Origin of the sequence: Mesorhizobium sp. M1143 (assembly GCF_040318435.1) — a bacterium.
Lineage (GTDB): Bacteria > Pseudomonadota > Alphaproteobacteria > Rhizobiales > Rhizobiaceae > Mesorhizobium.
The window spans coordinates 175,949-186,704 of record NZ_JAMYMJ010000005.1 but is presented as its reverse complement, the minus strand read 5'-3'; the positions used below and the strand labels follow the sequence as shown (position 1 = coordinate 186,704).

Sequence of the window (10,756 nt, the reverse complement as noted above, 5' to 3'; positions counted from 1 at the left end):
AAGTTCTGCTTGAAGAAGGGCTGCTCAACCACCACATTTGGTGCGAGATAAATTTCGAAAGGATTTCGCATGGCCACCGTCAAGGTCGACAAGAGCAATTTCCAGGCCGATGTGCTCAACGCCTCGCAGCCCGTCGTCGTGGATTTCTGGGCCGAATGGTGCGGCCCCTGCAAGATGATCGGTCCGTCGCTGGAAGAGATCGCCAACGAACTCGGCGACAAGATCAAGATCGCCAAGCTGAACATCGACGAGAACCCCGAGCTTGCCGCCCAGTTCGGCGTGCGCTCGATCCCGACGCTGATGATCTTCAAGGGCGGCGAAGTCGCCGACATGAAGGTCGGCGCCGCCCCGAAGACCGCGCTGTCGCATTGGATCAACGGCAGCCTCGCCTGAGCTGACTGATTTCCGAGATCCGAAGCCCGGCCCTCGCGCCGGGCTTTTTCTTTGGCGTCATCGCCCGACCGCCTCTGGCCCTCGCATCGGCGCACTCCATGTCATCTGCTTGTTGCAGGACAGGAGAGACAAATGACCGGATCCGCCAAGGCCACCGTCTTCATCGACAATGAGCGCGTCATCGTCACCGAATATCGCTTCCAGCCCGGCGACAACACCGGCTGGCACCGGCATGGCCATGACTACGTCGTGGTGCCGCTGATGGACGGCAAGGTGAAGCTGGTGACCAAGGACGGCGAGAGTTTTGCTGAAATGAAGAAGGGCGCGCCCTACTTCCGCAAGGAAGGCGTCGAGCACGACGTCATCAGCGCCAATGACGGCGAGTATGCCTTCATCGAGATTGAGCTAAGGTGATGGCTTGCCATCCTCTGCCATCTTGATGGCTCGTCCTAAATGGGGGATATATTTTCTCGAAGGCATTTTTGAAATGGCCGAACCCCGGCTTTCCGTCCGCAGCGCAAAAGCACGAGATCTTGCGCATCGTCTTGCTCATCGCGAAAACCGCTCGATAGCGGATATCGTCGAACGCGCGCTTGAATCCTATGAGATTCGGGAGGCGGGGCGAGAACCGGCGTCCACCTTCTACTCCCGCCTGACGGCAAGCAGTGGCGCGGATATCGATCTGGAAGAAATCATCCGGAAAAGCCGCAAGGTCCATACAGGGCCGGAGCTTTGATCCTCGTCGACACCAACACAGCTCACCAGTCGGCGATGCGGTCGCCTCCGGTAAATTGCGCGCTTTTGGCGGTGTATTCGAACAGCTCTATCTTCACGCCGTTGGGATCGCGGATCCAGGCCTGAAAAGTGTCGTCGCAGGCGTGCTTCTTGGCGGTAACGTCGATGCTCTTCGATTTGATGTGGGCGATCGCCGCGTCTAGATCTTCGACCTCAAGGCAGAAATGATTGATCTGGTTCTGCTCGCTATATGCAGTGCCGTCCTTCTGGAACACCTCGACATGGCTGCGGCCGCCGCAATTGAGGTAGAAGCCGAAGATCTTGCCGTCGCGCAGGAAATTGAACCGGGTGTCGAGGCCAAGCACGTCGCGGTAGAAGCTTCGCGTCGCTTCGAGGTCGTGCGCAAAGATGCAGACATGGGCGAGCTGCTTGACCTTGATCATGTTCGGCTCCTCGCAGTGAATAGCTTCAGGTCGGCGGCGTGCCGTTTTCGGCCAGCACCGCACCGGCGAGATACAGCGAACCACCGATCAGGATGCGCGGCGCCGGGCCGTCCCAGGTGTCGCGCAACAGCATCAGCGCGCTGGCGACGGAGCTGACCGGCTCGGCGGTGAGGCCGGCCTCGGTCGCCCGGATCGCCAGTTCGTCATTCGGCACACCGGCGTCGCTCATGCTCACCGGCACGGTGTAGACATGGCGGACCAGGCCCTTGAAGGCGTGGAAATAGCCGCTCTGGTCCTTGGTGTTGATCATGCCGGCAATCAAAAACAGCGGCCGCGGGTTCTTTTCCTCCTGCTCGGCCAAGGCTTCCGCCACCACCACGCCGGCGCCCGGATTGTGACCGCCATCGAGCCAGATGTCGGCGCCCTTGGGAGCGAGGTCCGCCAGCCGGCCCTGTGCCAATTTCTGCATGCGGCCCGGCCATGCGACGCTCGCCATCGCCTTCTCAGTGGCGCGATGACTGATTTCGAAACCGGCTGCCTTGACGGCGGCAATCGCTGCCGCCGCATTGGCGAACTGGTGGCGCCCGGGCAGGCGCGGTGGCGGCAGGTCCATCAGCCCGTCCTCATCCTGATAGACCATGCGGCCGCTTTCCTCGAAGGCGAGAAAATCCTGGCCGTAGACGAAGGTCGGGCAATCCAGCCGCTCGGCGGTTTCGATCAGCACTTGCAGCGCCGTCTCGCTCTCCTGCGCGCCGATGACCACCGGGCAGCCGCGCTTCATGATGCCGGCCTTTTCGGCGGCGATCAGTTCGACCCGGTCGCCGAGATAGGCTTCGTGATCCATCGACACCGGCATGATCACCGACACCGCCGGCCGGGCAACGACATTGGTGGCGTCGAAGCGGCCGCCAAGGCCGACCTCGATGATGGCGGCGGCAGCCGGATGTTCGGAAAACAGGATGAAGGTGACGGCGGTTAGGATTTCGAAGACGGTGATCTTCTGGCCTTGATTGGCCCGGGCGACGCGGGCGATGGCCTCGGCGAAGGTCTCGTCGTCGACCAGCCGGCCGCCGCCCTCGGCCGCCAGTCGGTAGCGCTCGGCCCAGTTCACCAGATGCGGCGAAGTGTGGACATGGACAAGGTGGCCGCCGGCTTCGAGCAGCGCGCGCGAAAAGGCCGCGCACGAGCCCTTACCGTTGGTGCCGGCGATATGGATGACCGGCGGCAGCCGCTCCTGCGGATTGCCGAGGCGTTCGAGCAGCCTTGTGATGCGGTCGAGCGAAAGGTCGAAGCCTTTCGGATGCAGCGCCATCAGGGCTTCGATTTCACGATCTGCGGCAAGCGTTGTCATGAGCGAATCCTACGCATGCGCGCAGGTGCACGCAATCGCGGTTTGCGGCCAGAAATGTCGCGTCAGGCCTGCGGGCGGGCTTCCGTCGGGATGACCGACGGCGGCAGGATTTCCGGCTCCAGCGGCTTTTGCTCCTGCGGCAGTTTGAGCAGGATTTTCAACAGCCGTGAAATCGTCTCGCGCAGTTCCAGCCGCGACACCACCATGTCGACCATGCCGTGCTCCATCAGATATTCGGAGCGCTGGAAACCGTCCGGCAGTTTCTCCCGGATAGTCTGCTCGATGACGCGCGGGCCGGCGAAGCCGATCAGCGCGCCGGGCTCGGCGATATGCACGTCGCCCAGCATGGCGTAGGAGGCGGTGACGCCGCCGGTGGTCGGGTTGGTCAAGACGACGATGTATGGGAGGCCGGCTTCCTTCAGCCGATCGACGCCGATCGTGGTGCGCGGCAACTGCATCAGCGACAAGATGCCTTCCTGCATACGCGCGCCGCCGGAGGCGGCAAACAGGATCAGCGGCCGCTTGCGCTGCAAGGCGACCTCGAAACCGTGCACAATGGCGTCACCCGCGGCCATGCCGAGCGAGCCGCCCATGAAGGCGAAATCCTGCACCGTCACTACAACCGGCAGGCCCTCGACCGTGCCCAGCGCATTGATGATGGCGTCTTCCAGGCCGGTCTTGGCCTTGGCGTCCTTCAAGCGGTCGGTGTAGCGCTTCTCGTCGCGGAACTTGAGCGGGTCCTGCATGACCTTGGGGTTCTCAAGCTGCTCGTATTTGCCGTCGTCGAGGAAGAATTTCAGCCGTTCCTTGGCCGAAATCTTCATGTGATGGCCCGATGACGGGATGACGAACTGGTTGGATTCCAGGTCCTTGTGAAACACCATCTCGCCGGTCTCGGGATCCTTGATCCAGAGATTCTCGGGCATGTCGGTGCGCCGGCCGAGCATCGAATTGATCCTCGGGCGAACGTAATTGGTGATCCAGTTCATCGCTTCGGCTCCTGTCCTGACGAAGAGTTGGCTCGTGCATGTCGCCCAAAAGTGGGAACCGGTTTTGGGATAACGACTTGCACAAGGCCTAAGTAGGGAAACTATTCGGCAGCAGCAAGGCGGGCCGAACGCACGCCCTGAGACAGTCCGCTGACCAGGGTGGCGACGGCCTCGGCCGGGTCGGCGGTCTTCTCGCCCTTCGGTCCCAACACATTGGCGACCGCGTTGACGATCGCGGTGCCGACGACGACGCCATCGGCATTGGCGCCGATAATGCGCGCCTGCTCGGCGGTCTTGACGCCGAAGCCGACGCAGACTGGCAAGTTGGTGTGGCCCTTGATGCGCTTGACCGCGGCGGCAACCTTGCCGGTGTCGGCCAAAGCCGAGCCGGTGATGCCGGTCATCGACACGTAATAGACGAAGCCCGACGTATTCTGCAGCACCTTGGGCAGGCGCTTGTCGTCGGTGGTCGGCGTTGCCAAGCGGATGAAGTTGATGCCGGCCTTCAGCGCAGGGATGCAGAGTTCTTCGTCCATCTCCGGTGGCAGGTCGACGACGATCAGCCCGTCAATGCCGCTGGCGATGGCGTCCTTGAGGAAGCGATCGACACCGTAGATGTAGATCGGGTTGTAGTAGCCCATCAGCACGATCGGCGTTTCATTGTCGGTGGCGCGGAAATCAGCCGCCGTCTTCAGCGTCTTGACCAGGGTCTGGCCACCTTTCAGCGCCCGCAGGCCAGCGGCCTGGATCGCCGGTCCATCGGCCATCGGATCGGAAAACGGCATGCCCATTTCAATGATGTCGGCGCCGGCCCTGGGCAGCGCCTTCATGATCGACAAAGCGGTGTCATAGTCGGGGTCGCCGCTCATGAAATAGGTAACGAGCGCCGGGCGTCCCTCGGCTTTCAGTTTTGCCATGCGGCGGTCGATGCGGGTCACCATGATCAGATCTCCATGCCCAGCATCGAGGCCACTGTGTGCACATCCTTGTCGCCGCGTCCCGACAGGTTGACGATGACGATCTGGTCCTTGTCCATATCCGGCACGATCTTGACCGCATGCGCGATGGCGTGCGCGGATTCCAGCGCCGGGATGATGCCTTCAACGCGTGTCGTCAGCTTGAAGGCTTCCAGCGCCTCGTCGTCGAGGATCGGCACGTATTCGACGCGGCCGGAATCGCGCAGCCAGGAATGTTCGGGGCCGACGCCGGGATAGTCGAGGCCGGCTGAGATCGAATGGCCGTCGAGGATCTGGCCGTCGGCGTTCTGCAAGAGATAGGTGCGGTTGCCGTGCAGCACGCCGGGCGCGCCGGCATTCATCGAGGCGCAATGCTCGATGCCGTCAAGGCCGCGGCCGCCGGCTTCGATGCCGATGATGCGGACTTCTTTGTCATCCAGGAACGGATGGAACAGGCCGATGGCGTTCGAGCCGCCGCCGACAGCCGCGATGATGGTGTCGGGTAGCCGGCCTTCCTGTTCGAGGATCTGGGCGCGCGCCTCGATGCCGATCACCGACTGGAAGTCGCGCACCAGCTCCGGATAGGGATGCGGGCCGGCGGCAGTGCCGATCAGGTAATAAGTGTCCTCGACATTGGTGACCCAGTCGCGCAACGCTTCGTTCATGGCGTCCTTCAGCGTGCCGTGACCGGCGGTCACCGGCCGCACTTCGGCGCCGAGCAGCTTCATGCGGAAGACGTTGGGGCTTTGGCGGGCGACATCGGTGGCGCCCATATAAACGACGCAGGGAAAGCCGAATCGCGCCGCAACCGTGGCCGCCGCCACGCCGTGCTGGCCGGCGCCCGTCTCGGCGATGATGCGCTTCTTGCCCATGCGCTTGGCGAGCAGAATCTGACCGAGGCAATTGTTGATCTTGTGCGAACCGGTGTGGTTCAGGTCCTCGCGCTTGAAATAGACCTTGGCGCCGCCCCCGAGGCCCTTCGCCGAGGAAACCTCACGAAGATGTCTGGTCAGGCCTTCGGCGAAATACAGCTTTGACGGCCGCCCGGCATAGTGGGTCGAGAGGTTGGTCAACTCAGCCTTGAAGTCCGGATCGTTCTTGACCTCGTTCCAGTGCCGCTCGAGGTCGAGGATCAGCGGCATCAGCGTCTCGGCCACGAAGCGGCCCCCGAAGATGCCGAACATGCCCTGTTCGTCGGGTCCCGTGCGGAAGGAATTGGGTGTCGCCGGCTTGTTCATCGCCGATCTCCTGGTCTTGGTTCTGAGCATGTCTTATCGGAAAACCGGTTCCCACTTCTCCGGAACATGCTCGGGTTCGAAAGAAGTGCCTCAGGCAGCGCGGTCGTCGCGCGCGGCCCTGACGGCCCGGAAGAACTGCTCGATCAGCGCCGGATCCTTGACGCCCGGGCCGCTTTCCACCCCCGACGAAATGTCTATCGCGGGCGGATTGGCTGATATCAGGGCGTCGCCGATATTGGCGGCGTTGAGCCCACCGGAAAGCATGTAATCGAGCCCGGCGTCAAGGCCGGCCAGGATGCGCCAGTCAAAGGCGACGCCATTGCCGCCCGGAAGTTGCGAGCCCTTTGGTGGCTTGGCATCGAACATGAAGCGATCGGCAACGCCGATGAACGGCTTTAGCCGCTCGAGATCGGCTACCTCACTGACGGAGAACACCTTCATGACAGGCAGGCCGTAGCGAGCTTTCACCTCGGCCACCCGCTCGGGCGTCTCCGTGCCGTGCAACTGCAGCATGTCGGGGCGCATCTTTGCGACGATCTCATCCAGGAACGCGTCATCGGCATCGACCGTCACGGCGGCCGCCCTGGCCTTGCCGATTGCCGCCTCGCGCAGGCGGCCGGCTGCCGCAGGCTCGACATAGCGCGGGCTTTTAGCAAAGAAGATGAAGCCGACATGGCTGGCGCCGCCGGCCAGGGCCGCGGCCATTGCCTCATCGGTCTTCAATCCACAGATCTTGATATCGAGCGCCATGGCGCGGGGATTGGCACGAAACCGGCCAAGAGTCGAGAAAAAGCATGCTGTTTGCCGGCAACGCCAAAGGCGCTAGCTATTGATGGGAGAAGCAAGGCGGAGCAGACGAATGGCCGACCAGAGCATAGCCGAACTCAGGCAGAAGATTGCGCAAGCCCGCGACGTCATCGCCCATCTGATGCAAAAGGCCGCCTTCGACGGGGCAGAAGCGCACCGGGTCCTGGATTATTTCGGCAGCGATGCGTTCGAGCAGAATTTCTTGCCATGGCCGCGCCATGGCGACGAAGGGCTGCGGCCTGAAGAGCTTAATGCGGCCAATGATGATTGAGCGCGGCGCTGGCGCAGGCTAATCGAACACGATCGCCTGCAACGCCCCACCATTCCTCTTCAGCCAGTCCTTGCAGCGGTCGGTGTCGGGGCAGAGCTGCTCGCACAGTTTCCAGAATTTCGGGCCGTGGTTCATCTCCTTGAGATGCGCCACTTCATGCGCGACCAGGTAGTTTATCACCGGCGTCGGCGCCATCATGATGCGCCATGAGAAGGACAAATTGCCGTCGGAAGTGCAGGAGCCCCAGCGGCTCGACGTGTCCTTGAAGCGGATCGCCTTGGCGCGCTTGCCGATGGCTTCGGTATGCTTGACCACCAGCTTCTCGATGTCCTTCTTGGCCTCGCGCTTGAGGAAATCGGCGATGCGGCGCGGCAAATGTATGCGCTCGCCATGGACGATCAGCAGCGGACCGCGCTCGTCGCGCGACACGGTGACGGTGCCGCGTTTCGACGGTTCGTGGACGATGCGATGCGCGACGCCGCGTATCGGGATCTTGATGCCGGGGCGCACTTGCGGCCGTGTCGGGACCTTGGCCAGACGCTGCTCCAGCCAGCCCTGATGGCGGTGAAGGAATTTCTCCACCTCGCCGCGGCGCAGGCCCGGCGGCACGGTGATGCGCAGCCCCTGGCCGCCCGAATCGATGCGCAGCGTCAGCCGCCGTGCGCGGGCGCTCTCGACGATCCTGAGCGGCAGTGTGCGGCCGGCAACGACGTGCTCTCGCTCTTCGACAGGCGAGGGTTTTGGTTTGGTCAGGTTGCGGAAAAAGCCGAAGGACATGGCTGAACGATACGCGATTCGAGGAAAACGACCAGAACAAAAAAGAAACGGCGCCGCTCGCGCGACGCCGTCCATCATGCCAAGGCCTGTCTTACAGCGCCGCGCGTCTCTGACGCGCACAGGACGCTGTAGCACTCTAATTTGCCGCATGAACCTTTCCGAAAATCGGTTCCGATTTTCGGGGTCATGCGCGCAGCCTCAGTCGTCAAGCAGGTTCGGGCCCTTGCGCTTGGGGGTCGCGGGCTTGGCCGTTTCGGCCGAGCCTGTTTTCGCAGGCGCCGTCGACTTGTTGCGGTTGGCCATGAAGCGGTCGAACTCGTCCTGGTCCTTGGCGCGGCGCAATTCGCGGGCGTACTCATCGAACTCGCTCAGCATCTCGTCGAGCTTGCGACGCTCTTCGGCGAGGCGTTCGAGTTCCTTCTCGCGCCAGTCGTCGAAAGCGACATTGCCGGTGCGAGCCGAACCGTGGCCCCAGCGCGCGGCCTTGTCGGAACCGCGGCGGCAGCCGGCGAAGATGCCGTCCGTGGCGCGGTTGACGTCGCGCTTGAAGCCGTCAAGCCGGTCGCCCCAGATGATGTAGGCGAGCATGGCGAAGCCAAGCGGCCAGAACACCATGAAGCCGATCACCATCAGCGCGATGGTCGCCGGCGTCCAGGCCGGGCGGATCAATGCGGATGTGTTCATTTTCTCCCATTCCTTCGGTTGGAGACAGCCAAGAGCGGCTGCGTGGATTCGAAATGGGATGAGAAAAACGGCGATTCAAGACAACGCCCGCCAAAACCGGACAACAGCCTGAAATGATTATTGCTTTTTGAGCGCTTCGAGGAAAAGCACGACCAGGCCAGCGACCAGGCCCCAGAAGGCGGCGCCAACGCCGAACAAAGTCAGCCCCGACGCGGTGACAACGAAGGTGACCGTGGCGGCCATGCGCTGGTCCTCGTCCTTGAGGGCGATCGACAGCGCGTTGGCGAGCGATCCCATCAGCGCCAGGCCGGCTACCAGAACGATCAGGCTCTGCGGCAGGACGGCGAAGATCGCCACCAGCGAGGCGCCGAAAACCGCGAAGATCAGATAGGCAAGTGCATAGAAGGGTCCGGTCTTCCAGCGCTCGGCCGGGTCGGGATGGACGTCCGGCCCGGTGCAGATCGCCGCAGAGATCGCGGCCAGATTGGTGGTCGAGCCGCCAAACGGCGCCGACAGCAGCGAGAACAGGCCGGTGACGCCGATCAGCGGGCCGGGTTCGGGGTGAAAGCCGGCGGCGCGCAGGACGGCGAGACCCGACAGGTTCTGCGACGCCATGGTGACGAGGTAGAGCGGCAGCGCCAGGCCGATGACAGCTGCGGCGCTGAAATGCGGGGCAATCAGCGTCAGCGTCGACAGTTCCGGCGCCGGCAGTCCGCCGACGCGGCCTGTCAGGAAGGCGGCGATGCCGCCGCCGATCAGCACCGCCAGCACCGACAGCGCCGGGTTGAACAGGCGAATGACGAAGAAGGCCGCGATCAGCGGCAGGATCAACCAGGGGTCGACCGGAATGGTCTTGACGGCATTGAGCGCGAAGGTGACGACGATGCCGGCCAGCATGCCGGACGCGACCGACGCCGGTATCCTTGATATAAGCTGGGTCAGCGGCTTGAACAGGCCGGTGGCGATCAACATTAGGCCGGTGACGATGAAGGCGCCGACCGCATCGGCCATGGTAAAGCCGCTCGATGCCGCCATCAGCGCCAGGCCTGGTGTCGACCAGGCGGTGATGATGGGCATTTTCGTGCGCCAGGACAGCCACAGGCATTCGATCGCCATCGCCACGCACACTGCCGTCACCCAGCTCGCGGTTTCGGCTTGCGTGGCGCCAACCGCCTTGGCGGCGGCAATGACGACGGCGAGCGTGCCGCCGAAGCCGACGATTGCCGCGACAAAGGCGGATATCGGGATGGAAATGCGCATTCTTGCCTACCCCGCCCGCTGAACCATGTCGCCCACCGCCCTCAGCAGCATGTCGAGATCCTGCGGCCGCGACAGCCGGTGGTCGCCGTCGGGAATGAGCGACAAGGTGACGTCGTCGGCCGGCAGCAGCGAGACCAGCTTCAGCGCATGGCTTGCCGGCACGTCGGCGTCGGCCAGGCCCTGCAGGATGTGGACGGGGCAGTGGGTATCGATCGGCCCGGTCATGACCCGGTTCGCCCTGCCGTCCTCGATCAGCGCGCTTGTGTAGATGTAAGGCTCGTCGGAATAGTCCGAAGGTTCTTCGAAAAAGCCTTTCTCCCGGAGGTCGCGCCTCTGTTCCTCCGTCAGAGCCGGCTCGACCAGCTCGGCGGTGAAATCCGGCGCCGGCGCGAGCAGCACCAGGCCAACCACATTGCTGTCGCCCGCCTTGCGCAGTTCCTGCACCATGCGCAGCGCGATCCAGGCGCCCATCGACGAGCCGACCAGGATTTGCTTGCCCTCGGTGAAACGCCGGAAGACGGCGAGGCTCTCGCCAAGCCATTTCGAAATGGTGCCGTCGGCAAAGGCGCCGCCGGATTCGCCATGGCCGGAATAATCGTGGCGCAGATATGCGCGGCCTTCCCTTGCCGCCCAATCCGACAACGTCTGCGCCTTCGTGCCCAGCATGTCGGATTTATAGCCGCCGAGCCAGACGATGCCGGGCGTTGCGCCCGAGGAATGGCGAACCGCGATATCAATGCCGTCGACATCCAGCAGGGTTGGGGTGGTCGCGGTCATGGCTGTGGATCAATCCTGGTTCTGGGGCCTGATTGCGGGAGCCTGATTTTACTCGCCGGTCTTTTGACACAGGCA

At 63.2% G+C, this 10,756-nt stretch carries 14 protein-coding genes; 4 read left to right on the top strand and 10 right to left on the bottom strand.

What is annotated here, in order from left to right; all coding sequences use genetic code 11:
• Positions 1 to 69 precede the first annotated feature (69 nt).
• The 3 genes from trxA to NKH35_RS06790 all read left to right on the top strand — a co-directional run bounded on the left by trxA (position 70) and on the right by NKH35_RS06790 (position 1,129).
• A complete protein-coding gene (gene trxA / locus NKH35_RS06800) occupies positions 70 to 393 on the top strand; it encodes a thioredoxin (protein ID WP_023672297.1) in 324 nt (107 codons plus the stop codon).
• A 132-nt stretch (positions 394 to 525) separates the two neighbouring features.
• On the top strand, positions 526 to 807 hold the full coding sequence (locus NKH35_RS06795) for a cupin domain-containing protein (protein ID WP_023696001.1): 282 nt from the start codon (positions 526 to 528) through the stop codon (positions 805 to 807).
• A 73-nt stretch (positions 808 to 880) separates the two neighbouring features.
• Positions 881 to 1,129 (top strand): hypothetical protein, encoded by a 249-nt coding sequence (locus tag NKH35_RS06790; RefSeq protein WP_023696002.1) that lies wholly within the window; start codon positions 881 to 883, stop codon positions 1,127 to 1,129.
• A gap of 22 nt (positions 1,130 to 1,151) precedes the next feature.
• Here the strand turns inward: NKH35_RS06790 and NKH35_RS06785 are convergent, their stop codons facing one another.
• The 6 genes from NKH35_RS06785 to NKH35_RS06760 all read right to left on the bottom strand — a co-directional run bounded on the left by NKH35_RS06785 (position 1,152) and on the right by NKH35_RS06760 (position 6,855).
• Positions 1,152 to 1,571 carry a VOC family protein gene (locus NKH35_RS06785; RefSeq protein ID WP_352759368.1) on the bottom strand — a complete coding sequence of 140 codons (420 nt, stop codon included), beginning with the start codon at positions 1,569 to 1,571 and terminating at the stop codon, positions 1,152 to 1,154.
• Between the two features lie 25 nt (positions 1,572 to 1,596).
• On the bottom strand, positions 1,597 to 2,922 hold the full coding sequence (locus NKH35_RS06780; RefSeq protein ID WP_352913881.1) for a bifunctional folylpolyglutamate synthase/dihydrofolate synthase: 1,326 nt from the start codon (positions 2,920 to 2,922) through the stop codon (positions 1,597 to 1,599).
• Positions 2,923 to 2,984: 62 nt separating this feature from the next.
• Entirely contained in the window at positions 2,985 to 3,911 is a 927-nt protein-coding gene (gene accD, locus NKH35_RS06775; RefSeq protein WP_023687437.1) for an acetyl-CoA carboxylase, carboxyltransferase subunit beta, read from the bottom strand.
• Positions 3,912 to 4,012: 101 nt separating this feature from the next.
• Positions 4,013 to 4,852 (bottom strand): tryptophan synthase subunit alpha, encoded by an 840-nt coding sequence (gene trpA, locus NKH35_RS06770; RefSeq protein ID WP_352659063.1) that lies wholly within the window; start codon positions 4,850 to 4,852, stop codon positions 4,013 to 4,015.
• 2 nt (positions 4,853 to 4,854) lie between these two features.
• Positions 4,855 to 6,105 (bottom strand): tryptophan synthase subunit beta, encoded by a 1,251-nt coding sequence (gene trpB, locus NKH35_RS06765; RefSeq protein ID WP_352913879.1) that lies wholly within the window; start codon positions 6,103 to 6,105, stop codon positions 4,855 to 4,857.
• Between the two features lie 90 nt (positions 6,106 to 6,195).
• Positions 6,196 to 6,855: a phosphoribosylanthranilate isomerase gene (locus tag NKH35_RS06760; protein WP_352913877.1), complete on the bottom strand. Its 660-nt coding sequence runs from the start codon at positions 6,853 to 6,855 to the stop codon at positions 6,196 to 6,198.
• Positions 6,856 to 6,964: 109 nt separating this feature from the next.
• Here NKH35_RS06760 and NKH35_RS06755 point away from each other — a divergent pair, with 109 nt between their 5' ends.
• Positions 6,965 to 7,183, top strand: coding sequence for a hypothetical protein (locus NKH35_RS06755; RefSeq protein WP_023672288.1), 219 nt, complete (start codon positions 6,965 to 6,967; stop codon positions 7,181 to 7,183).
• A gap of 18 nt (positions 7,184 to 7,201) precedes the next feature.
• Here NKH35_RS06755 and NKH35_RS06750 read toward each other — a convergent pair whose 3' ends face one another.
• The 4 genes from NKH35_RS06750 to NKH35_RS06735 form a co-directional block, all read right to left on the bottom strand.
• Complete coding sequence (locus NKH35_RS06750; protein WP_023693065.1) at positions 7,202 to 7,960, bottom strand: M48 family metallopeptidase; 759 nt, start codon at positions 7,958 to 7,960, stop codon at positions 7,202 to 7,204.
• A 198-nt stretch (positions 7,961 to 8,158) separates the two neighbouring features.
• Positions 8,159 to 8,644, bottom strand: a complete 486-nt coding sequence (locus tag NKH35_RS06745) for a DUF2852 domain-containing protein (RefSeq protein WP_023672286.1) — start codon at positions 8,642 to 8,644, stop codon at positions 8,159 to 8,161.
• 117 nt (positions 8,645 to 8,761) lie between these two features.
• On the bottom strand, positions 8,762 to 9,904 hold the full coding sequence (locus NKH35_RS06740) for a benzoate/H(+) symporter BenE family transporter (protein ID WP_352913874.1): 1,143 nt from the start codon (positions 9,902 to 9,904) through the stop codon (positions 8,762 to 8,764).
• A 6-nt stretch (positions 9,905 to 9,910) separates the two neighbouring features.
• Positions 9,911 to 10,681, bottom strand: a complete 771-nt coding sequence (locus tag NKH35_RS06735) for an alpha/beta hydrolase (RefSeq protein ID WP_023710422.1) — start codon at positions 10,679 to 10,681, stop codon at positions 9,911 to 9,913.
• Positions 10,682 to 10,756 lie beyond the last annotated feature (75 nt).

Coding starts and splice junctions, on each gene's coding strand:
- NKH35_RS06745 (WP_023672286.1), bottom strand. CDS start 8,644: ATGAACACATCCGCATTGATCCGCCCGGCCTGGACGCCGGCGACCATC.
- trpA (WP_352659063.1), bottom strand. CDS start 4,852: ATGGTGACCCGCATCGACCGCCGCATGGCAAAACTGAAAGCCGAGGGA.
- accD (WP_023687437.1), bottom strand. CDS start 3,911: ATGAACTGGATCACCAATTACGTTCGCCCGAGGATCAATTCGATGCTC.
- NKH35_RS06760 (WP_352913877.1), bottom strand. CDS start 6,855: ATGGCGCTCGATATCAAGATCTGTGGATTGAAGACCGATGAGGCAATG.
- trxA (WP_023672297.1), top strand. CDS start 70: ATGGCCACCGTCAAGGTCGACAAGAGCAATTTCCAGGCCGATGTGCTC.
- trpB (WP_352913879.1), bottom strand. CDS start 6,105: ATGAACAAGCCGGCGACACCCAATTCCTTCCGCACGGGACCCGACGAA.
- NKH35_RS06790 (WP_023696002.1), top strand. CDS start 881: ATGGCCGAACCCCGGCTTTCCGTCCGCAGCGCAAAAGCACGAGATCTT.
- NKH35_RS06755 (WP_023672288.1), top strand. CDS start 6,965: ATGGCCGACCAGAGCATAGCCGAACTCAGGCAGAAGATTGCGCAAGCC.
- NKH35_RS06735 (WP_023710422.1), bottom strand. CDS start 10,681: ATGACCGCGACCACCCCAACCCTGCTGGATGTCGACGGCATTGATATC.
- NKH35_RS06795 (WP_023696001.1), top strand. CDS start 526: ATGACCGGATCCGCCAAGGCCACCGTCTTCATCGACAATGAGCGCGTC.
- NKH35_RS06750 (WP_023693065.1), bottom strand. CDS start 7,960: ATGTCCTTCGGCTTTTTCCGCAACCTGACCAAACCAAAACCCTCGCCT.
- NKH35_RS06785 (WP_352759368.1), bottom strand. CDS start 1,571: ATGATCAAGGTCAAGCAGCTCGCCCATGTCTGCATCTTTGCGCACGAC.
- NKH35_RS06740 (WP_352913874.1), bottom strand. CDS start 9,904: ATGCGCATTTCCATCCCGATATCCGCCTTTGTCGCGGCAATCGTCGGC.
- NKH35_RS06780 (WP_352913881.1), bottom strand. CDS start 2,922: ATGACAACGCTTGCCGCAGATCGTGAAATCGAAGCCCTGATGGCGCTG.